Raw genomic sequence first — 20,325 nt, 5'->3', positions numbered from 1 at the left:
CGGATTCATTTCGGCTGCGGCCCCGTGTCGACCCGCGGGTTCGCGGTTCGAAGGACCGGTGTCTGATCCGAGACATTTTCCCTGCTTTCGCGCCAGACCACGAAGATACCCGACAGGATGATCACCGAAGAGCCAAGGGCAACGTAAAGGTCCGGCGTTTCGGCAAAGAAGAGCGCTCCGAACAATGTTGCCCACAGGATCTGGCTGTATTGCAAGGGAGCGACAAACGCAGCTGGCGCGGCCCGGTAGGCGCCGAGAATACAAAGCTGCGCAAGCACGGACAGGAAGCCGACAACCGCCATCAACCCGAGATCGGGAAGCGATACGGGCACATAAACAATCGGCAATGTCATCGACATGACCAGCATCGACAGGAGCATCGGAAACAGGATCAGGACGGCGGGACGTTCCTTGCCACCGAGCTTGCGGGCCAGGATGGATGACATGGCACTTGCACCGGCGGCCGTCAGCCCGGAAATGTGCCCCCATGTGAGTTCGGTAACGCCCGGCCTCAGGACAATCATGACCCCGATCAGCCCGACCAGCACCGCACCCCAGCGTTGCATCCTGACCGTCTCTCCGAGGAGCGGAACGGACAGTACCGTCACCAGAAGCGGCGTGGCGAAAAGCAGCGAATAAACTTCGGCAAGAGGCAGGACGGTAAATGCGTAGAACCCGCAAGACATCGCAACGATGCTCAGTCCGGCACGGCAAAGAACAAGGACAGGAAAATGTGGACGGAAATTGTCGATGGCCTTGTCAGCCAACATGATGATGGACATCGGCACAAAGGCAAACAGCATTGAGAAAAAGATGATCTGGAACACCTGGTAGGTTCCGCCAAGCGACTTGATAACGGCGTCGTGGGTTGAGAAAAGAGCGAACGCCCCAAGTGCCGCGAGGAGTCCCCTGAGCAATGCTGACATGGCTGAAGCCCTCTTCGGCTGGGTAGATCGGCCCGCTTGTGACGCAAGCCCGAAGACACGAGGAACGAAGCGCGTCTAGAAGTTTTCCGGTTCGCATGCCGGAGGCCGTCAATGACGCCGCTCCAGACCCTAGTTACCAGAAAGCGTGCAATCGCCAAAGACCCGCTGGTTGCTCCAAGCTGCGAAATCTACAGCAAGTAACCATCAATTCCGGTCAACTCGGTCAATGTCAGACAAATACCCGTGCCAGAGTTGCCACAGCCATCGCGGTTGCCGCGCGTTTGGGTCCATCGAATTCTGCAGCGGCCTGTCCGGGAACTGTCAGGTTGACGCGGTTTAGATCCGATGCTTCCAGTTGATCCAGATCCGCTGACTTGGCGGCCTCTTCCGCGGAGATGCGGATCTCGTCCAGCATCCGGACAAGGCACTGCCAGATATGCAAGGGGGGTGCTTCGCTTGTGTCGCACCAGCGAACAATTTCATCTTTTGATACGTCAAGAGCAGCAGCGGCCTCGTCTATCGACAGACCGATGTACTTGACCATATCACTGAAATTACTCATCTTTTCACCCCAGACGTTGAACGTCCGTACACATCCACCTCCATATAGTGCGCTGCAATATGGCGAAATTCCAGCATTTTACAAGATTTTAGTTAAATCATTCATCGGCAAAGGATTTGAGCGCCGGAACATAACGATGATTCTCGCAGCCGCTCTCGGTAGTTCTCGCGAGCATAGCGGACGTCTATTGATCCTACGTATAGGTTGAACCGTCAATTATCTGAAATTGCTCGACAAAATCGATATCGGTGGAAAACGGACCGCTGCCGGAATGTCAGGTTCGGTTAATGGTAGGTTTATTTGACCAAATCAACCGACCTGACATGCCGCCGGACCCCGTTCATGAAGTTCAAGGGAAAATCCTTTATTGCGATCGTGCTTTCACCTGAGCAACCCTTCGATGCGTGGTTCAAGGAAGTTGACCGGATCATATCGCGCTCGCCGGGTTTTTTCATCGACCGGCCGATCATCCTTGATGTTCGAGGCACCAACATCCCGATCGAGGATCTGGAACAGCTCCTCGACGGTTTGAACGAGCGCTCGATCCGCGTCATGGGAATAGACGGCGTGTCCGGGACGCGCCTCAAGAAAGGCATGCCGCCGAGCTTTGGCGGCGGACGGCTTGCTTCAGATGTGGCGGTGCCCGAGCCAGGCAATGTCAGTGACGAAGACAACAAAGAGGTCCAGTCAGCTGATGCATCAGCCGCAGCCCCAAGTGAAACATCCGTGGTCAATTCGAAAGACGGGGATGTAAACGGACAATCAGTCAACGGCCATACTTCTGCCAAACCGGACACGGAGACATCGGATCCTGCCCCAATGGAAGAAGGTGCATCGATCGTGATTCCCGAACCCGTTCGCTCAGGCCAGAGCATCCTCCATCCGGATGGAGACGTCACGGTGATCGGGTCCGTCAGCTCTGGTGCAGAGATCATTGCGGGCGGGTCCATCCATATCTACGGGGCACTGCGTGGCCGGGCCCTTGCTGGCGTTGCCGGCAAGGACAATGCCAGGATTTTCTGCACGAAGCTGGATGCCGAACTGGTCTCCATCAACGGACTTTACAAGGTCGCGGACGACTTCGACGCCGCCTTACGCAATTCACCGGCACAGATCCGCTTCGAGAACGAAACGCTGGTCTTTGAAGAACTGAACTGAACAGGACCCTGCCAATGAGAGACGGGACTGAAGTCAAAAACGGGACGGACACCATGAGCAACGCCACTGTCGTTGTGGTCACGTCGGGCAAAGGCGGGGTTGGCAAGACGACCACAACCGCCGCGATTGCTTCGGCGCTTGCCAAAGAAGGCTACCAGGTCTGTGCGATCGATTTCGATGTCGGGCTGCGCAATCTCGATCTGATCATGGGCGCGGAGCGCCGGGTGGTGTTCGACCTCGTCAACGTTGTACGCGGCGAAGCGTCTATCAAGCAGGCCCTGGTGCGCGACAAGAAGCTCAACAATCTGTTCCTGCTGCCGGCGTCCCAGACCCGTGACAAGGATGCCCTCACCGAGGAGGGTGTCGCCAGTGTCATCAACGAGTTGCGCATGTATTTCGACTGGGTGATCTGCGACAGCCCGGCCGGCATCGAACGCGGAGCGACACTTGCCATGCGCCACGCCGACGAGGCCATCATCGTTTCCAATCCGGAAGTGTCTTCCGTTCGGGACTGTGACCGGATCATCGGTTTGCTCGATGCCAAGACCAAGGTTGCGGAAGACGGTGGCCGGATGCCCAAGCATCTGATGATCACGCGCTATGACACGGACCGCGCAAAGACTGGCGACATGCTGGCAACTGACGATGTGGTCGACATTCTTTCGGTTCCGCTGATCGGCGTCGTACCGGAGAGCAAGGATGTTCTGAAGGCGTCCAATGTCGGCCTCCCCGTCACGTTGTCGGATGAAAATTCTCCGGCTGCAAAAGCGTACATGGAAGCGACGCGCCGTCTGCTCGGGGAAAACATCCCGGTCACAATCCCGGAAGAGAAGAAGAGCCTGTTCGGCAAGCTCTTCAAAGGGAGGGCCGCATGAACATCCTGAGCCTCTTTGGCAAAAGAGGCGAAAGCGCCTCTGTTGCCAAAAACCGGCTGCAAATCCTTCTGGCACACGAACGGGCCGATGACGGATCCGATGCCGTTCTGATCTCGAGCCTGCGGGAAGATATCCTGGCCGTTGTTGCCAAACGGGTCGACATAGACCCGGACTCCGTACGCCTTGAAATGGACCGTTCAGGCGACGTCACGACACTCGGCATTGATATCGAGCTGCCGGCAGCGAAGGCTTCCTAACACACTGTTTCAGGCACGAACCGGCTGACTGGCCGGTTCGTGTTCTGGCGTTTGACAGCTCTTTGGGGCGTCGTCCTGTTGTAATGTCTCTCAACGGCGACTTGCTCAGATCAAGCAGACCCGATGTGCAGACGGCAACCTGCGGCGCCCGCTCCGGCCGTTACGCCCTGCTTGACGTTTCGTCGCCGCTGTATACCTCCACGCTGCTGATCAGTTTCGGCAGGCGCCAGATCACCGGGATCGAAACGAGCGTCGCGATGATGATGTAGTAGACCGGCGCAAAATCGTCACCGGTCCTGTTCACAAGATACGTCGCAACGATTGGTGTCGTTCCGCCGAATACAGCCATACAAATATTGTAACCGAGCGCCACAACGCTGCAGCGAAGGTGTTGCGGCGCCATCATCGTAAGCGCACTGACCGAAAGGGCCCAGCCGGCCGTACTGCTGAGCGTCAACCCGAGCTGGCCTGCAAAAACCGAAATGGTGTCCGGTCGGTGCATCAGCCACCAACAGGGTGCGGCCGCAAGAAGCGTAACGATCGCGCCGGCCAAAAAGACCGGACGAAATCCGAACCTGTCGGCTGCCATGCCGCAAACCGGCACGAACAGTGCCATGACGATGAGATTGATTGTCGTGATGTCGAGAGCTTTCGAAGAGGAAAACCCGGTTTCCGACCCCAGGTAAGACACCGCGTAGACGTAGATGACAAAATAGATCACGGCCGTTGGTATCAGCAGCAAAACCATCTGTCCGATCAGCCCCTTGTGATTGCGCAGGCTTTGCAGAACGGGAGACGTCCTGTCGTCCGGGTTTTCAGCCCTGACGGTTTCAGTCAGGCTCAAGCGCAGGATCGCACTGAATATCGCGACAAGACCACCGATCGCGAATGGGAGTCTCCATCCCCACTCAGCCATTTGTTCGGTGCTCAGGACCGTGCTGAAACCCGCCGGAACGGCAGACCCGAGAACACAACCCCACATCATGGCAAAGGCGACCCATGCACCGGTCATGGCCCTGCGCCCCTCACGCGCCTGCTCGACAAGCAACACGCCGGAAGCCGTGTACTCACCGGCAACGGATATTCCCTGCACGACGCGGATGGCAACCAGAAGCAAGGCGGCAGCAATACCGATTTCCTCATAGGTCGGAAGTGCGGCGATGGCAAAGGACCCGCCTCCCATCAGCAGAACGGAGATCATAAGTGCCGTCTTGCGCCCGATGCGGTCACCTATATGTCCGAAGATAACACTTCCGATCGGCCGTGCGGCATACCCGACCGCGAGAACCGCAAAGGCGGACAGGAGCGAGGCCAACTTGTCCTCCGACGGGAAAAAGAGCGTTGCCAGCGTCGGAGCCAGAAAACCGTATACCGTAAAATCGTACCATTCCAGAACGTTGCCGCTGGACGCGGCCACAATGGCTTTGGGTGTCAGTTTCGATTTTGTCTCAGTCATGACACCTCGTCTCTGCGGTCAGGCGCCCCATTCACAGCTGCCGATGACCTGCGCCAGCTGCCAAAGTGTTCTTGCCAGCAAGCAAAAAGCATACGGTCAATCCTGTCTGCGCCGTCACCCTGTGCGCCACTGCCGATATCCAGCGGCACAATTGACAAGCTCAAACAACATGTCGGTCAATAGACAGCCAGCCGCACTGTCGCATTGCTGGTGTCATCACAACGTTCATTATCGGGAATTGTATAAAGTGATTTGCCAGTTTCTGAAAGTATTTCGGCCTCAACCGCAATAGCTGCGGACCGGGTATCTGAATTCCCTGCGAGCCTTGGCATACATCTCTTCCTGTTGATTGAAAACGTCGCCTCCCATCATTGATCCGGGTGGAATTTCTGTTGCGTTTGACTTCGTTTTTCATACGACAAGATCACATTCCAATAACTGGAAACTCTTGTCGAATTGCGAAGGCCTGTTCGTGACACAGGCATTTGTTCGAAAAAAGCCGGCTGCAATGAACGAATTTTGTTTGTGATCCATGTCTGTCACTTGGCCCAGGGCTTGCTTGACCAAGGTTCATGCATTGGAGAACAGGCGTAAATGTGCACACACAGGACGGTTGACGCAGTTGTCAGTTTCAAAATGAGACTATTTGCCCGTCAAATCTTTCACTTCCGTTACTGCACGCAATAAGTGCTTGCCCGGTTGTATTTCCATGCTAAGTATGACTAAGAAAAATTAACCATGGGATCGTTAAACATGAAGTCATTGAATTTCGCGGGAATTGCGGCAGCCATCTTTCTTGCTGCCTCCACAGTTGCCAGTGCCGCTCCGACGCTTAGCTTTTCAGGGCTCAATCAGGCTCAAATCGAAGCGCTGACCCCGGTTGCGAATATTGCACCGACGTCAACAACAGGAAACTACTTTAACAACGTGATCGGCAACCAGTTCAATGGTGGCGGCGGGTTGATCGCACGATCTCCGTGGGAGGGCACGTCCCACCAGAACACCGACGGTGTTTTCAGCTCGGTGCAGGGCGGATCTTCGGCAACCTTTGAATTTGACAAGGTCCAGACCGGACTGTCCATGATCTGGGGATCTCCTGACAGCTACAATGACCTGGTGATTACGTTGTTGGGAGGTGGTGGCACCTACACCATCAACGGCAATGACGTGAAAGGCCCAAGCGGCATTCTGGCTTCACTGGTCGGCGTCACGAATGTCGCATTCCAGAAAATTGTTCTCACGTCGGGTTCCAACGCTTTTGAGTTTGCCAACCTGAAAACCACACCCGTCCCGATCCCAGCCGGCGCTCTGCTTCTGGTGACCGCGGTCGGTGGGCTCGCGCTGGTGCGTCGCAGGAAGTCCGCGTAACCTGCAATTTCCGGGATCGTAGATCCCGTGAACGAAATCAAAGTCAAAGGGGCTCCGGGATTTTATCCCGGAGCCCCTTTGACTTTGTGAGCGGATATCGTCAGCAGGCGTCAAGCTCTGTCACCCACGAGAGCAACGTCAGCCGCCCAGGACCAGCTACGGACAACCGAAGAAACGTTAATGTACTGAATGAAGCACTTAAGCGGCAGGAATTCATCAACCATTCCAGGATCTTGGAAGGGGTCCCTTTGAAACCGATTCATTGAAGATCAGCGTTGTTCACTGAGTTCGACCGGTCAATTTGACCTCCTTCGGCAACTGCTGATCTTTTTATCGCTCGAATGGAATGACCAGTGAACGCAATGGGCCGGGATTTGATCGACGGATTGGCCGGTGACATCATCTCTCAGACTGTAGCAACCGGCATCTTACCAACTGTCGTGGATTACCCCGGCGACGGCGGACAAGAAACACAGGAATTTCCAGCGAGCGGAAGCAATCCGATACACAAAGGACGGCTCTAGCGTTGCGGCCCCAGAAGCGCCATGTCCTTTTCGGCCAGCAACAGATTGGAATAAAGATTGGCGATCCACTGGCGCCCGGAGGTCGTGATTTTCAGATAGTCGATTGCCTTTTGTATGTAGGGTGCAACGCTGTTCCAGTAGAACTGCGGATAAAGATGGACCAGGTCAGCCGGGGTGTCATAGCCGAGTTGCTTGTTGAGGCCGGATTCTTCGAATTCATAAAAGAGGGCATTCGCCTTGCGAATATAGTGCGGGTCGCCAAGCTGACCGATAAAGTCGGCAGCTCTCAACAAATTTGCTTCTTCGCACAGTGTTTCGCCGTCATCCGGAAACCTGTTGGGAAACCGGGTGCCTTCGATTGCAGTTGCAACGCGCTCAGGGTCGAGAAGGCTGTTGCCCGCAAGACGATGATGTACGAAGAGTTTGGAGCGATCGACATGATAAGGTGTCAGCGACGCATCCGACGCGCCGCGCGGCAATTTGATTTTGTCGCCGGCAGGATCAATGACGAAACGATTGTCTTCGTCTTCCGGCAGGATACCACGCACATAACCGATATCATGGGTAAGGCAGGCAACGATGACATGTGCATAGTCGGTCGGGGCCATATCCGAATGGAGCGCACGGCCGCGCAGAATGTCATGCCCGGCCAGCGTCACCAGCATTGTGTGCTCGATATTGTGATAAAGCGCGTCGCTATTGCCGATACACTCCAGGGCGATGCGTGCAATAGACGGTAACAGTTCGGCAAGTTCCGGATCCGAGCGGCCGAAACGGCGCTGAACATAGGTTGTCAGGAAATCGCCGAGAGCGTCTGCCGCAAGTTCCGGGACGGTAATCATTGGTCGGAAAATTCCTGATCTATACTTTTAATAAAAAGCAAACTTCCTGAATTGGTACCGTTGCGAACGTATATGTCAAGGTGATGTCGGTAAACGTTTGGACTTCTGTCTGAACCTTCGCAACAGCATTATCATGATGCGGTTCGGCGACAGTGCCTGTTCATCCTGCCTTTTCCGCAGACAGCACGATGCAGCTCGGATTGTCCAGGTACCAGGCCCAACCGACCAGATGGTGTGTTTGCTCCGGCGGAAACTGGAGCGGATGCCAGCGAATATTGGTCAACCCGGCGCGTTTGAGCGCTTCTTCATGCTGCTGCCGGCTCCATTGCCATATCGGAACTTCAAAATCCTTGATAACGAGCGCGTATGCCGGTGGGTCAATGATGCGGTAATGAAAGCCGATCCGTTCTTCCATGTCGTCCGGAGCACTGGTAAAATCATAGTCCGGATTGATCGTATAGGTTACGAACTTCCCACCGGGTTCAAGGTTACGGCCGATCAGGTCAGCCATATGGTCAAGTTCCTCAACACTGCGTGCATAGTGAAAAAGATACATCGCCGTGACGATGTCTGCCCGCGGGGTCATTTGAAAGGTCTCGTCCGTGGCGCTGACCTCGCCATAGCTCACCCGATCCGGGAAGGCCTCAGGTTGCCCCTCAGCGTTTTGTTCCCTGGCGTGTTCCAGCATTTCTTCGGAGACATCAAGACCAAGAACCTCCGCAGCTCCGCCATGGGCAAGAACACGTGTCAAACGACCGTCACCACAGGCCAGGTCGAGAACGCGTTTGCCTGTGACAGGCCCCAGCACTTCCAGGAACACCGTCCATTCAAGCAGCCTGTAGGGGTTGTCGGCGACCGATTGCTGCAGATAGGGTGCGGGATTCCTGTCATAGTCTGCCATTGTACACCTCGCCGACCGGATTGCGGTTCAGGCAACCGCTTCTGATTGATTGTGCACAGTACCGGATAACCGGTTTCCGGGACAGACCTCGGGCAGACTTCACCGCACCTGAAGATTTGCTCTCAGCGCGTCACGCCTCGTAGACGATCTCGCGGGTTTCGCGGAAGGTCACATCAGGAAATTTTTCAGTGACATGACCGACTTCCCAGGCGTTCTTGAACAGGAACACCGGCTTGTCATCGCGGTCGTTTGCGATCGACATGCGATGGGCTTCGATCATCTTCTGCAGCGTCTGGCTATCTGTTTCAATCCAGCGGGCGGTGTTATAAGGCACCGCTTCAAAACCGATCTCTGTGCCGTATTCGGCCTTCAGCCGATCAACCACGACATCGAGCTGAAGCGCACCGACCACGCCGACAATCCAGTTGGAGCCGAGATCCGGCTTGAAGATCTGCACCAGACCTTCCTCGGCCAGATCCTGCAGACCCTGGCGCATCTGCTTGACGCGCATGGTGTCGGACAGGCGCACGCGTCGCAGAATTTCCGGTGCGAATGCCGGCAGGCCCGTGACGTGAATGTTCTCACCCTCCGTCAACGTGTCGCCGACGCGCAGCTGGCCATGGTTCGGGACGCCGATGACGTCGCCCGGATAGGCAAGATCTGCGATCTCGCGTTCCTCGGCAAAAAAGAAGATCGGTGCGGAGACCGCGATCTGCTTGTTTGCGCGTACGTGTTTCAGTTTCATGCCGCGCTTGAATGTTCCCGAACACAGGCGGACGAAAGCAATACGGTCGCGGTGTTTGGGGTCCATGTTGGCCTGCACCTTGAAGACGAAACCGGTGACCTTGTCTTCCCCGGGCATGATTGTACGCCCGCCGGTGGCCGGCTGGGAATGTGGCGGCGGTGCAAAGGCCGCTATGAAGTCGAGCACCTCTTCAATACCGTAGTCGCGCAGTGCGGAGCCGAAAAAGACCGGTGTCAGGTGACCCTCGAGAAAGCTCTCCCTATCGAATTCGGCGTAGCCTTCCGCACCGAGTTCCACGTTCTCGGTCAGTTCATCCATGATCCGGTCGAACACGGTTGCGGTCAGGATCTCGTCCTCAAGACCCGAAACGTCCCTGGTCTCAGCATAGGCGCCGCCGCGCTCGCCTTCGGACGTATGGAACTTCTTCTGCTGCCAGTCATAGACACCGAAGAAGTCTGAGCCCATGCCGACCGGCCAGGTCTGCGGCGAAACATCCAGCGCAAGCGCTTCCTGGACCTCGTCCAGGATCTCCAGGGCGTGACGGCCTTCCCGGTCGATCTTGTTGACGAAAGTGATGATCGGGATGTCGCGCAGGCGGCAGACCTCGAATAGCTTGCGGGTCTGGGTCTCGATGCCCTTCGCCGCATCAATGACCATGATTGCCGCATCGACGGCCGTGAGCGTGCGGTAAGTGTCCTCGGAAAAATCCTCGTGGCCCGGTGTGTCGAGGAGATTATAGACGATGCCCTTGCGCTCGAAGGTCATGACGGAAGACGAAACCGAAATGCCTCGTTCCTGCTCGATCTTCATCCAGTCCGAGCGAGCCCTGCGACGTTCACCGCGCGCCCTCACCTGCCCGGCTGCCCGGATCGCACCACCCGAAAGAAGAAGCTTTTCGGTCAGGGTCGTCTTGCCGGCATCCGGATGCGAAATAATTGCAAATGTGCGCCGTGATTGATACGGCGCCTTTCCGTTAAGGCCTGCCATGAAATTCTCCTGGTCCGCTGATCCGGCGGGGTCTGCGCATTCGCGACGGTTGATACCGGTGCGCAACAACACTCTTGGTGGCCGGACGGATTGATGTTTCGTTGGCGCAAGGTCATAGAGGGAATAAGAGAAAAATTCCAGAAGAGAATTGACGTCTACAGGCCGGCAACCAGGAATTTGGCGAAACCCACAGAAGCTTCTCCGCGCGGCTTGTTCACTGCCTGGACCAGATAATATCCAAGTCCCGTGTGGTGTGGCTGGTCGTCCATCTGGACAAGCCGACCCTCTTTCAAGACGGTTGCAATCACGTTGAGACCGCCGAGCGCAATCCCCTGACCGGCAATCGCGGCTTCCAGCAGGATCGGATAGCTGTTGAAGGTTACCGTCTCCGGCGGTTGCGGCCTGTCGTATTCCACAGAGCGGAGTGAAAACCAGGTCTCCCACGTAATCCAGTCCGGAGACAGCGGTTCCAGCTGGAGCAATCTCGCCTTTTTCAGATCTGCGGGCTGATTGAAGGGACCATTTCTTGCCAAATAGTCCGGTGAACAGACGGGCACAGCAACTTCATCAAACAGCAGGCTCGCCTCCAGCCCCGGCCAGTCGCCCGAACCGTGGCGAATGGCAAGGTCGATGCCGCTTCCGGGATTTTCGATATCATCCTGCTCACCGGTCATCAGGCGCAGCTCCACGCCCGGGTTTTCGATCTGGAAATTGAGTGCCCTTTCACGAAGCCAGTAGAAAGAAACGGCACCGTTGGCTGCAACCGTCAACGTCCCGCCTTCGCTCGCCTTTCGGATCTGGTAAGCGGCTTCCGCAATGTGTCCGAGGCCGTAGCTCACGGCCGACAAGAGCCGTTCACCTGCCCATGTCAGTTCGATCCGTCGGTGGGAACGGGTGAACAGTGCCGTGCCCAGACCCTGCTCCAGCTTCTGTATCTGATAGGTCACTGCGGCCTGCGTGATGAGAAGCTCCTCAGCCGCGGCGGTAAAATTCAGATGCCGTGCCGCAGCCTCGAAGGCAATCAGAGCTTTTGGTGACGGAATGTTTTTTCGAAGATTTCGCATTAAATATTTTAATTCTACTCCCCCAAAACATCTGATTTCACAAGGACGTGGTGTTGATTCATTAATTCATACCGCCTGAACGGTGGAACAACAATGCTTCGCCATCGCATCTTTGGAGGTTTTCATGGCCACGCACATCATGGATTACGGGTATCACTATGCTTGGGACAAGACTCTTACGCCCCAGCTTGAGATCGATACCGGTGATCGGGTCATCTTTGAATGCCGTGAAGCCGCAGACGGTCAGATCACTCCTTCGTCCACCTATCGAGATCTTGAAAACGGCGATATCGGCCGGGTGCATGCCATCCAGGGTCCGATCTTCTTGAAGGACGCAGAAGTCGGAGACGTTGTTGAAGTGGAACTGACGACATTCGAGCATCATGGCTGGGGCTGGACCGCACTGCAGCCGAAATCGGACGGCGTACTCGGCAAGGGGCTGCTGGAAGATGAATTTTCCGACTTGAAGGAACTGCGCATTCTCAATATCGGTGACGACGACTGCCTCGACTTTCTTCCCGATGTCCGGATCCCGATCAATCCGTCCTGCGGCCTAGTGGGCCTGGCCCCGGAAGAGGCCGGACCGCATCGCACGCTGCTGCCGCGCCGCACCGGTGGCAATATGGACAATCGATACCTGCGCGCCGGTTCCAGGGTGTTCCTGCCGGTTGAAGTGGCAGGTGGCCTCCTGTCTCTTGGTGATTGTCACCTTTCCCAGGGCGACGGACAGTCGAGCCTTTATGCGGTCGAGGCTCCCATGACGGTGACAGCGCGCATTCGCCTCCACAAGGACTGGCACATCGCGGCACCGCACTACATCACCGCGCCCGGGTGCCGGCATCGCAACGACAGCATGGCGTTTTACTCAACTTCTGCCTTCGGACCTGACCTTTACAAAAACGCACAGGATGCCAACCGAAGCATGGTCGAGTGGCTGATGCGGCTCCACGACCTGAAACTTTCGGATGCCTACCTGTTGACGGGCCTTGTCGGCAATCTGGTGATCAACGAGATCGTCGACACTCCGCATTACCACGTCTCTATGCAATTGCCGCGCGACATATTCCGGTAAAGCCAGGGTCCATCCAAATCGCGCCACATGACGACACCGTCCCGCGAAGGACCCAACATTCGTTTCAAAGGATCGTTTGCAGGCGCATGAAACTGGTAAACTGCCGCGAGCGAATCAAGCGACAGTCAACCAGGCGAGGTAAGTGCCCTTGAGCCCTACGAAATGTTTGATCACCGGCCTCCTCATGGTTGCCGTGATGGCCGCCATACTTTTCGCCATGGGAAGGATCCCGATCTGTGAGTGCGGTTACGTCCTCCTTTGGACGCCTGCGAGCGATGTTGCCGGGTCGTCACAACATATTGCCGACTGGTACACGTTTTCTCACATCATCCACGGGTTCATCTTCTACTGGGTGCTCTGGCTCCTGTTCCGGCGCAGTTCGGTTTGCGAACGCGCATTAGGGGCGATCCTCATCGAGGCAGCGTGGGAGGTGGCCGAAAACAGTCCCTGGATTATCGACCGGTACCGGGAAGCAACGATTGCCGTCGGCTATACCGGCGACAGCGTGCTCAATTCGATATTCGACATCGTCTGGATGCTGGTCGGTTTCTTCTTTGCCTGGCGGATGCCAGTCTGGGTCACAATCCTGGTCGCGATTTTCTTCGAACTGCTTGCACTTTGGGTGATCCGCGACAATCTCACCTTGAATGTCCTGATGCTCGTTTATCCGGTTGAAGCGATCAAGGTCTGGCAAGGGGGCTAGCAGGCACCGCCCTGAAACACTGCACTCGATCTGTTTATGCCGGGTCTCGGCGCCGTCCAGGTTTTGTGCCGATATGCAACACTTGCCAGTTGGTCCCGGGGCAAGCCCGGGACAGTGCCATGGATTTGGCTTGGAGAAATGAGGCGGCGCCGTCGGCGGCAAAGCGCTTCGATCTCCCTACTGAAACTTCGAGACAGGCTTGGCAAGCGGGACAACCTTCGCGTCCAGTTCTGCCTTGCGCACGAACCCAGGCGTTCCCTTGAGGGAAGAGTGCTCTTCTTCCTCGTCTTCCGGATCCAGGTCAATCAGGATCAGGTTTTCAAGAAAGGCGATCAGCGCTCCGCGGTCGGTTTCGGATAGAGCTTCGTATGCAAGTCTGCTTTCTTCGGCCTCACCTCCATGAGCCAGAATTGCCTCTTCAAGCGTCGTGGCATTTCCGTCGTGGAGCCAGGGGCCTGTCGACCCTACCCCAGCCAGGGAAGCTGTTGGCCAGACCGAAGCGCCGAAACCGTGCACATCAACGGGGTCACTGAGCTTTTCACCCATATCGTGACGCTTGAAGTCCGAGTACCAGGCAACGATGGCCGACCCATCCCCGGCTTTCTCAAACGCGCCGAAATTCAGAATTTCACCGTTGGCAACCTCAACATGATTGTTGGGTGAATCTTCCGTCAGATCAAACCACACTGCCGTATTGGCAGAGAGACCTGCTTCCGCAGCCTCCTGCCCGGACGGAAAGATCTCTTCGGTGAACCCGGCCTGCAGACTGGGTTCGCTGAAGATCGGGGTGGATACATTCATCACGGGCACGTGGCAACCCGTGCATTTCGCATCCGCAAATTTTGTCTCACCCTGCTCGATCCTGTCCTTTTCCTCCGGCTCGAGTTGCATGACACCACGCTGATGAAGTTCAAGCTTGGAAACCGGGCGTTCAAGAGCTGCCATATAGACCGTCAAAGCGGTCAGATCGCCGACGGACAACTCGCTTGTAACGCCGTCATGGTCGCCGTCGTGGTCACCGACAAGCTCTTCCGCCTGCATTCCAAGTTCATTGTGCGCCGCATGCCGGGTGAACGCGCGCAGGGTCGCATGGGATCCTTTCCAGCCGAACATCCTGACAACGAGGTCTTCGTCTACCCCTTCGACGCTGCTGCGATCATACTCGGCAACGCAGACACCGGTTTGCGCATCCAGTCTAGGGCTGGCAGACAGCATTCCGAAATCGACTGATTTGGCGGTCAAGGGGCGCGATGCGCTGCCATTCAGTGCGCAGACCTCTTTTTCCAATGTCGCTTCCACGGCCTGAAGCTCTGCGGTCATTTCTTCCGCGATACGCTGAACGGCACCAAGTGCAAACAGATGAGGGGTGTTTCGGTGGAGATATCTTGCAGGATCACCGGTATGCAAGGGATCAACTATTGCATTGAGCGGATTGGGACCTGCACCGTTTGCATATGGCGCGGAGTGGCATGAGATACACGATTGTGCGACCGGCCCGGCTTCGCGTTTCGGCAAATGGTTCGTCCACTCGCCAAATGCCTGCAAGTCCGCCCGAGGCATGCGAGTGAACAGCCTTCCGTCCTGGCTGACTTTTGCCCCGACACCCCGCTCGACCGTAAAGACCGCTTCCGTCAGTTCATCTCCCGCCTCAAAGGCCTCGATGAATGCCTGGTGCGGATCCTCCCCGACCCGGTCATTCAAATGCATCTGATCGAGTTTTTCCGGAACTTCGGCAATGGCAACCCCGACTGCCCCCAATAGAATAAAAACGGAAACACATGCGAACGGGCGAGAGCTTGACGCAATCATGATTACTGCCTCTTTTATTTCTTCTTGAAGAGAAGCAATCACGTTTGTGTGAAAATATGGCAGAAAGAAGTAAAAACTATATATTTTGTTTTATTTTTATTTAAGGATCAAAGTCGAAAATTGAGTGTTTTATTTAGTTGTATTTTTTTATTTGGAAACATTCAGAAATATTTCGACACAGTTTCGCCAAAACTTAATAAATACAAGTCATTCGGATGCTTGCTTAGCCGAACTTCTCGATTTTCGCGCAGGAACCAAACTTCGACGGCCGACCGGAACATCTAAACGAAGTGCATTACAGCTGGAACAGCTTGTGCTTCTTGAGCAGATCTATGAGCACTTCCCTTGCATGCTGCCTGTGACTCCTGTGACGCTCGCGCGCGGTTGCCGGCTTGCCCTGCCTGATCGCATTATAGACTGCTCGGTGGTCCTCATTCGATTTCACCGGCAAAGGACGAATGAACAAGGTCATGGCCCTGGCGCGCCTCACCTGGTTCGCCATCATGGAGACGATCGTCTCGACCCTGGAATTGCCACCCAGCCGGACAAGTTCTTCGTGAAAATCATTGTCCGCAACGGCCCAGTCTTCCCGGTCCTGTCGCTCAAGTGCATCTTCCATCGCCTCGATCGCACGCTGAAGGGTTGCCAGATCCGATTCCGAATATCCTTTTTCAGCTGCTTCTTCCGCGGCCAGGCTCTCCAACTCCGTCAGTACCGCATAGATTTCTTCCATGTCCGTCAATGAAAGTGTTGCAATGCGAACGCCCTTTCTGGGACGCACTTCCAACAGACCCTGCTGGGCCAGCATCAGCGTTGCCTCCCGGACCGGCGTTCGCGACATGCCGAGCCGGTCGGCGAGCTCGCTTTCCAGATGGTCCGACCCTGCAGCAAGTTCACCGTCGAAGATCAGCTGACGGATCTGCTCCATCGCCTGTGTCGTGATCGTCTTCGGTTTCTGTGCTTCAAGCACTTTCGAACTCCCGGATTTTCATGCCTTCGCGATCAGAACGGTAGAGTGCCCGTTCGATCGCAATCACCTTGAGATAGTCCCTTGCCTCGTTCTCCAACGGCTTGCCGTCAAGAAGACCCTCAACCACGTGACATATCAGATTCTTGACGCAGTCACCTCCGAAGCCCTGCCACTTTCGAGCGGCCAACAGCACCTTCTCTTCCGTCGAGCCGAAAGACCGCAATCGCACGGAACCGTCTCCAGCAAGACTGAGCGTTCCCAATGTTCCCTCCACAAGCGCTTCTCCGAGAGTCGTCCTGCAATTTTCAGCGGCGTGATCGAGCAGCCTGTTGCCGTCAAACAACGCCCGGGCACCGTTCGGATAGTCGAAAATGAAGTACCCGGCGTCCTCCCCGGCAATCACCGGGTTCAGCTTTCGCAGATCCGCGTAGACCGCGTCGGGCTCACCGAGCAGATAACGGAACGTGTCGATCCAGTGAACGCCCGTTTCGTGAATGAGCAGCCTCGGCATCCGCTGGAAATAGGGTTGCCTGTCCAGATACGCTTCCGGCCCCTGCCCGTCGCCGGTGCGCAGGCGGAATGTGACCTGCAGCAAATCACCGACAAGCTTGTCGTCAAGCGCCTGTCTAATAGCGCGATACCAGGGCTGGAACCGGAAGTTCTCGTGGACGACAAGAGGAATGCCCGCTGCTTCAGCCAGTTGAACGGCCTCTCTTGCCTCTTCGATCGAGTTGCAAAACGGTTTCTGGCAAATGAGTGCCTTGACGCCATAGTCTATTGCCATGCGAATGGCTGCAAGGTGGGTCTGCGGCGGTGTGACAATGTCGAGCAGATCCGGTCGCGCCATCTTCAACATCGTTTTCAACTCATCGAACGCGGGAAAACCTGTCGCCCTCGCCTTTTCCAGGTCGCGGTCGCAGGCGCCGACAAGCCTGACGCGCGGCAGACCCTGCCAGGCCTCGTAGTGAAAACGGGCAAAATAACCGGCTCCCAGGCACGCAACCCGCAAAGCCTCACCGTCTTTTTTCATGGCTTTCTCTCCGTCGCCCTGACGCTGATACGCACATTGGGTCGTTTTCGCAGCACCTTTCTGGAGCGCCTGCATCTTCATCTTTTTGATAGTGGACATCAGTCAAGTTGACAAGGGATTGAATTACGTATACGCAAATCAATGTGTAATTAGATACGATCTCAAATCCGATCGTGGGAGGAGACTGAAATGCTTGATAAGAAAACCCTGAGCCGTCTGCTGATGAGCGCTGCAATCGTTGTGGCAAGTGCGGGAAGCGCTGCTGCCGCGGAAACGCTCCGGTTCAGCCATACGGACAATCCTGGTGGTTCTCGCCAGGCGGCGGCGGAGCTTTTTGCCGAAAAGGTCGCTGAATACACAGACGGACGTTATGAAGTTCAGATCTTCCCGTCGGGTCAGCTGGCAAACGATCCGAAGGCCATTGAACTGCTCCAGCTCGGTGGCATCGACTTTACGGTCTCCGCAACGGGCAGCTACGCCACTCACCTGCCGACGCTTAACCTCACTGCGATGCCGTTCCTGGTCGACACATATGAGCAGGGCTGGGAACTCTATGACAATTCGGATTGGCTGCAGGGAGAATTTGACAAGCTGCCTGAAAAGGGCTTCCGCGTCCTGTCTACCTGGGAGGCCGGTTTCCGGAGCTTCACCACGAACGAGCCGCTCGCTTCCCCTGAAGACGCCCAATCCATGAAGATGCGCGTCTTTCCGAACGACATGATCCGCTGGTCGATGGAAGCCATCGGTTTTCAGACGGTCGTCATGCCGATCACAGATGTCTACCTGTCGATCCAGCAAGGCATCGTGAACGGCCAGGAGAACCCGGTCGACACGATCAATTCCCTTCGGTTCTATGAAGTGGCTCCCAACATCACGCTGACGCGTCATGTCTATAGCCCGCTGCCCCTCACGATTGCCGAGAAGACCTGGCAATCCTTTTCTGACGAAGACAAGGAAGCAGTACGGAAGGCAGCTGCCGAATCCGCAGCCTTCAGCCGCAACCTGGTGAAAAGCTCCGTCGACAGCCAGCTGTCCCAGATGACAGAGGACGGCGCCAAGGTCAGCGTTCCTGAAATCGGACCGTTCCGCGAAGCCGTGCAGCCGGTTTATGCAAAAGCAAAAGACGTCTACGGCGAGGAAGCTGTCAACAATATCCTCTCCGATGCCGCGGCCATCAGAGACGCGCTTCCGGCGCAAAACTGACCTAGAGCATCAACTGACCGGAGCCTTTTCGGCTCCGGTCCTTTTCAAAAGAGATGACCGTGGATTACCGAGATCATTATCCGGCTGTGCTTCGCTGGCTCAGCCATCTGGTGGACTTTGGCCTCATGCTGGGAGGCTTTTCGATTGTCACACTTGTGTTCTGCAACGCCTGGCTCCGGGGCTTTGCCGGCTTTGACCTGGCCTGGTCCCTTGAGGTTACCAGCTTTCTGCTGCTGTGGAGCACATTCACCGGCTGCGCAGCGGCTGTGGCACGCGGGGCGCATATGCGCGTGACGGAGATCGTCGAACGGCTCATGCCGTTTGCCGCGCAAAGACTGCTCTCGATCGCCATCGACGTAATCATCGCAGTCCTTTTGATCAGCCTGATCTACACAGGATACAACATCTCGGTTCACACCTGGGCACAGAAGACGACGGTTCTCTACTGGCCTGTCGGGCTTCTCTACGCATCCATGCCCGTCGGCATGGCACTGACGCTGATCTTTCATCTATTCAACATGGTTTTCGATATCCGGAACCCGGTCGTGCCTCACGGAACGCATTCGGATGGCGGGGAGGCGCTGCTATGATCCTGATATTCGTCGTAGCCGTGTTCCTGACTACGGTCTTTCTAGGCGTTCCCCTTGTGTGGGCCATCCTGATTACGGCTGTTTTGCCAATCATTGTCTTTGACCTCGGCTATCCGCTGCAGGCGCTCTTCCTCAACTTCATCGGCGGCGTCGAGCCAAACCATTTCCTGGCGATACCGCTATTCATCGTCGCTGGTGAAATGATGAGTCGCGGCGGTGTAGGTCTGCGCATCATCGGATTTGCGCGCGCCGCCTTCGGGTTTATGGCCGGCGGCCTCGGCATGGTCGTTGTCGGAGCCTCGATGATCTTCGGCGGCATTTCCGGATCCGCCATTGCCGACAGTGCCGCAATCGGTTCGGTCATGATCAAGAACATGTCGCGAGAAGGCTACAATACCGCATTTGCGGCCGGGCTTGTCGCCGCCGCCGGTACGATCGGGATCATCATTCCTCCCTCCATTCCGATGCTGATCTACGGCTTTGTCGGCAATGTTTCGGTTGCGGACCTGTTTTTGGGCGGCATGGTCCCCGGCATCCTGTTTGGTGCCATGTTCATGGCGGTCTGCTACTACGTCGGCAAGACCAGCAAGTGCGACCCGGGTGGGCGAACAACCTCCTTGAAAGAACTGAGAAGCTCCTTCATCGGAACAGCCCCCGCCCTCTTCATGCCGGTCCTTATCCTAGGCGGCATTTTCACCGGCTGGGTCACGCCGACCGAAGCCGCCGCGCTTGCCGTTGTCTATGGACTGTTCGTGACCACAGTCGTCTATCGAGACTTCAAACTGAGGGACCTGCCGAGGCTTCTGGTGGATTCGTTCGTAACAAGTGCCGTGGTGATGGTGGTTATCGGTGCTACCACCGTGCTCGGCTGGCTGATCACGCTCGAACAGATGCCGCAGATACTGGTCGGTTTCGTCCAGGAATTTTCTAGCGGGCCCTGGATGTTCCTTCTGCTTGTGAACATTGTCCTGCTTATTCTCGGGCTTGTACTCGACCCGGTTCCCGCAATCCTGCTCACGGCCCCCTTGTTCCTGCCGACGGCAAAAGCCTTCGGCGTCGACCCCGTTCACCTCGGGGTGATCATGACCTGTAACGTTGCCGTCGGTCTGTTCACACCACCCGTGGGAGCAACGCTTTACGTTGCCTCCAGGATTTCCGGTGTCGGTGTGCTTACCATCGCGCGCAACATGGCGCACCTCTACCTCGCTGCCATCGCGGCTCTTCTCGCCGTGACCTATATCCCGTTCGTCTCAATGGGTATGGTGCATCTTTTCCGGTAACAA

The 20,325-nt window shown here is 56.2% G+C and carries 19 protein-coding genes; 9 read left to right on the top strand and 10 right to left on the bottom strand.

The features are described from left to right. Nucleotides 1–5: 5 nt before the first annotated feature. Entirely contained in the window at nucleotides 6–926 is a 921-nt protein-coding gene (locus ACO6TI_RS14570) for a DMT family transporter (protein WP_055111825.1), read from the bottom strand. 229 nt (nucleotides 927–1,155) lie between these two features. Continuing rightward, nucleotides 1,156–1,488: a hypothetical protein gene (locus ACO6TI_RS14565; RefSeq protein WP_144436087.1), complete on the bottom strand. Its 333-nt coding sequence runs from the start codon at nucleotides 1,486–1,488 to the stop codon at nucleotides 1,156–1,158. Nucleotides 1,489–1,830: 342 nt separating this feature from the next. Between ACO6TI_RS14565 and minC the strand changes: the two genes are divergently transcribed. From minC to minE, 3 genes are read left to right on the top strand one after another with little or no spacing between them, the layout of a single operon-like run. Beyond that, nucleotides 1,831–2,646: a septum site-determining protein MinC gene (minC, locus tag ACO6TI_RS14560; RefSeq protein ID WP_055111820.1), complete on the top strand. Its 816-nt coding sequence runs from the start codon at nucleotides 1,831–1,833 to the stop codon at nucleotides 2,644–2,646. 53 nt (nucleotides 2,647–2,699) lie between these two features. Continuing rightward, entirely contained in the window at nucleotides 2,700–3,521 is an 822-nt protein-coding gene (gene minD, locus ACO6TI_RS14555; RefSeq protein WP_055112714.1) for a septum site-determining protein MinD, read from the top strand. After that, entirely contained in the window at nucleotides 3,518–3,778 is a 261-nt protein-coding gene (gene minE, locus ACO6TI_RS14550; protein WP_029063613.1) for a cell division topological specificity factor MinE, read from the top strand. The genes minD and minE overlap by 4 nt, the downstream gene beginning before the upstream one ends. Before the next feature lie 160 nt (nucleotides 3,779–3,938). Here minE and ACO6TI_RS14545 read toward each other — a convergent pair whose 3' ends face one another. Beyond that, complete coding sequence (locus ACO6TI_RS14545; protein WP_422385166.1) at nucleotides 3,939–5,234, bottom strand: MFS transporter; 1,296 nt, start codon at nucleotides 5,232–5,234, stop codon at nucleotides 3,939–3,941. 753 nt (nucleotides 5,235–5,987) lie between these two features. Between ACO6TI_RS14545 and ACO6TI_RS14540 the strand changes: the two genes are divergently transcribed. Then, on the top strand, nucleotides 5,988–6,602 hold the full coding sequence (locus tag ACO6TI_RS14540; protein ID WP_158510324.1) for a VPLPA-CTERM sorting domain-containing protein: 615 nt from the start codon (nucleotides 5,988–5,990) through the stop codon (nucleotides 6,600–6,602). A gap of 520 nt (nucleotides 6,603–7,122) precedes the next feature. On the opposite strand, the gene ACO6TI_RS14535 is transcribed toward ACO6TI_RS14540, so the two are convergent. From ACO6TI_RS14535 to ACO6TI_RS14520, 4 genes are all read right to left on the bottom strand, one after another. After that, nucleotides 7,123–7,968 carry a hypothetical protein gene (locus ACO6TI_RS14535; RefSeq protein WP_055111812.1) on the bottom strand — a complete coding sequence of 282 codons (846 nt, stop codon included), beginning with the start codon at nucleotides 7,966–7,968 and terminating at the stop codon, nucleotides 7,123–7,125. A 160-nt stretch (nucleotides 7,969–8,128) separates the two neighbouring features. After that, nucleotides 8,129–8,869: a class I SAM-dependent methyltransferase gene (locus ACO6TI_RS14530; protein WP_055111810.1), complete on the bottom strand. Its 741-nt coding sequence runs from the start codon at nucleotides 8,867–8,869 to the stop codon at nucleotides 8,129–8,131. 130 nt (nucleotides 8,870–8,999) lie between these two features. Then, nucleotides 9,000–10,601 (bottom strand): peptide chain release factor 3, encoded by a 1,602-nt coding sequence (locus tag ACO6TI_RS14525; RefSeq protein WP_422385165.1) that lies wholly within the window; start codon nucleotides 10,599–10,601, stop codon nucleotides 9,000–9,002. Between the two features lie 155 nt (nucleotides 10,602–10,756). Further along, nucleotides 10,757–11,665: a LysR substrate-binding domain-containing protein gene (locus tag ACO6TI_RS14520; protein ID WP_104702788.1), complete on the bottom strand. Its 909-nt coding sequence runs from the start codon at nucleotides 11,663–11,665 to the stop codon at nucleotides 10,757–10,759. Nucleotides 11,666–11,789: 124 nt separating this feature from the next. Here ACO6TI_RS14520 and ACO6TI_RS14515 point away from each other — a divergent pair, with 124 nt between their 5' ends. Both ACO6TI_RS14515 and ACO6TI_RS14510 read left to right on the top strand, forming a co-directional pair. After that, the gene (locus tag ACO6TI_RS14515; protein ID WP_158705433.1) at nucleotides 11,790–12,737 is read left to right on the top strand and encodes an acetamidase/formamidase family protein; all 948 of its coding nucleotides are present in this window, start codon (nucleotides 11,790–11,792) and stop codon (nucleotides 12,735–12,737) included. 148 nt (nucleotides 12,738–12,885) lie between these two features. Further along, entirely contained in the window at nucleotides 12,886–13,440 is a 555-nt protein-coding gene (locus tag ACO6TI_RS14510) for a DUF2585 domain-containing protein (RefSeq protein ID WP_286132976.1), read from the top strand. Nucleotides 13,441–13,617: 177 nt separating this feature from the next. Here the strand turns inward: ACO6TI_RS14510 and ACO6TI_RS14505 are convergent, their stop codons facing one another. The 3 genes from ACO6TI_RS14505 to ACO6TI_RS14495 all read right to left on the bottom strand — a co-directional run bounded on the left by ACO6TI_RS14505 (nucleotide 13,618) and on the right by ACO6TI_RS14495 (nucleotide 17,249). Beyond that, on the bottom strand, nucleotides 13,618–15,249 hold the full coding sequence (locus tag ACO6TI_RS14505) for a di-heme oxidoredictase family protein (protein ID WP_196880280.1): 1,632 nt from the start codon (nucleotides 15,247–15,249) through the stop codon (nucleotides 13,618–13,620). A 295-nt stretch (nucleotides 15,250–15,544) separates the two neighbouring features. Beyond that, on the bottom strand, nucleotides 15,545–16,219 hold the full coding sequence (locus tag ACO6TI_RS14500) for a GntR family transcriptional regulator (protein ID WP_029063618.1): 675 nt from the start codon (nucleotides 16,217–16,219) through the stop codon (nucleotides 15,545–15,547). After that, nucleotides 16,212–17,249, bottom strand: coding sequence for a Gfo/Idh/MocA family protein (locus ACO6TI_RS14495; protein WP_196998276.1), 1,038 nt, complete (start codon nucleotides 17,247–17,249; stop codon nucleotides 16,212–16,214). Before ACO6TI_RS14495 ends, ACO6TI_RS14500 begins: the two co-directional genes overlap by 8 nt. Before the next feature lie 189 nt (nucleotides 17,250–17,438). Between ACO6TI_RS14495 and ACO6TI_RS14490 the strand changes: the two genes are divergently transcribed. Genes ACO6TI_RS14490 through ACO6TI_RS14480 form a run of 3 tightly spaced genes read left to right on the top strand, consistent with a single transcriptional unit; the run spans nucleotide 17,439 to nucleotide 20,322 of the window. After that, nucleotides 17,439–18,452 (top strand): TRAP transporter substrate-binding protein, encoded by a 1,014-nt coding sequence (locus tag ACO6TI_RS14490; protein WP_055111797.1) that lies wholly within the window; start codon nucleotides 17,439–17,441, stop codon nucleotides 18,450–18,452. A gap of 53 nt (nucleotides 18,453–18,505) precedes the next feature. After that, on the top strand, nucleotides 18,506–19,042 hold the full coding sequence (locus ACO6TI_RS14485) for a TRAP transporter small permease (RefSeq protein ID WP_104702781.1): 537 nt from the start codon (nucleotides 18,506–18,508) through the stop codon (nucleotides 19,040–19,042). Continuing rightward, nucleotides 19,039–20,322, top strand: coding sequence for a TRAP transporter large permease (locus ACO6TI_RS14480; protein ID WP_055111795.1), 1,284 nt, complete (start codon nucleotides 19,039–19,041; stop codon nucleotides 20,320–20,322). The genes ACO6TI_RS14485 and ACO6TI_RS14480 overlap by 4 nt, the downstream gene beginning before the upstream one ends. The last annotated feature ends 3 nt before the right edge of the window (nucleotides 20,323–20,325 follow it).

The organism is Roseibium album, from assembly GCF_965233825.1.
In the GTDB taxonomy this organism is placed as follows: domain Bacteria; phylum Pseudomonadota; class Alphaproteobacteria; order Rhizobiales; family Stappiaceae; genus Roseibium; species Roseibium album.
Note: the sequence above shows the minus strand (reverse complement) of the source record. Positions and strands in the feature narration are given on the sequence as shown.

Excerpts from the sequence above, each read along its gene's own strand:
- ACO6TI_RS14570 (WP_055111825.1), bottom strand. The coding sequence starts at position 926 with ATGTCAGCATTGCTCAGGGGACTCCTCGCGGCACTTGGGGCGTTCGCT.
- ACO6TI_RS14565 (WP_144436087.1), bottom strand. The coding sequence starts at position 1,488 with ATGAGTAATTTCAGTGATATGGTCAAGTACATCGGTCTGTCGATAGAC.
- minC (WP_055111820.1), top strand. The coding sequence starts at position 1,831 with ATGAAGTTCAAGGGAAAATCCTTTATTGCGATCGTGCTTTCACCTGAG.
- minD (WP_055112714.1), top strand. The coding sequence starts at position 2,700 with ATGAGCAACGCCACTGTCGTTGTGGTCACGTCGGGCAAAGGCGGGGTT.
- minE (WP_029063613.1), top strand. The coding sequence starts at position 3,518 with ATGAACATCCTGAGCCTCTTTGGCAAAAGAGGCGAAAGCGCCTCTGTT.
- ACO6TI_RS14545 (WP_422385166.1), bottom strand. The coding sequence starts at position 5,234 with ATGACTGAGACAAAATCGAAACTGACACCCAAAGCCATTGTGGCCGCG.
- ACO6TI_RS14540 (WP_158510324.1), top strand. The coding sequence starts at position 5,988 with ATGAAGTCATTGAATTTCGCGGGAATTGCGGCAGCCATCTTTCTTGCT.
- ACO6TI_RS14535 (WP_055111812.1), bottom strand. The coding sequence starts at position 7,968 with ATGATTACCGTCCCGGAACTTGCGGCAGACGCTCTCGGCGATTTCCTG.
- ACO6TI_RS14530 (WP_055111810.1), bottom strand. The coding sequence starts at position 8,869 with ATGGCAGACTATGACAGGAATCCCGCACCCTATCTGCAGCAATCGGTC.
- ACO6TI_RS14525 (WP_422385165.1), bottom strand. The coding sequence starts at position 10,601 with ATGGCAGGCCTTAACGGAAAGGCGCCGTATCAATCACGGCGCACATTT.
- ACO6TI_RS14520 (WP_104702788.1), bottom strand. The coding sequence starts at position 11,665 with ATGCGAAATCTTCGAAAAAACATTCCGTCACCAAAAGCTCTGATTGCC.
- ACO6TI_RS14515 (WP_158705433.1), top strand. The coding sequence starts at position 11,790 with ATGGCCACGCACATCATGGATTACGGGTATCACTATGCTTGGGACAAG.
- ACO6TI_RS14505 (WP_196880280.1), bottom strand. The coding sequence starts at position 15,249 with ATGATTGCGTCAAGCTCTCGCCCGTTCGCATGTGTTTCCGTTTTTATT.
- ACO6TI_RS14495 (WP_196998276.1), bottom strand. The coding sequence starts at position 17,249 with ATGAAAAAAGACGGTGAGGCTTTGCGGGTTGCGTGCCTGGGAGCCGGT.
- ACO6TI_RS14490 (WP_055111797.1), top strand. The coding sequence starts at position 17,439 with ATGCTTGATAAGAAAACCCTGAGCCGTCTGCTGATGAGCGCTGCAATC.
- ACO6TI_RS14485 (WP_104702781.1), top strand. The coding sequence starts at position 18,506 with ATGACCGTGGATTACCGAGATCATTATCCGGCTGTGCTTCGCTGGCTC.
- ACO6TI_RS14480 (WP_055111795.1), top strand. The coding sequence starts at position 19,039 with ATGATCCTGATATTCGTCGTAGCCGTGTTCCTGACTACGGTCTTTCTA.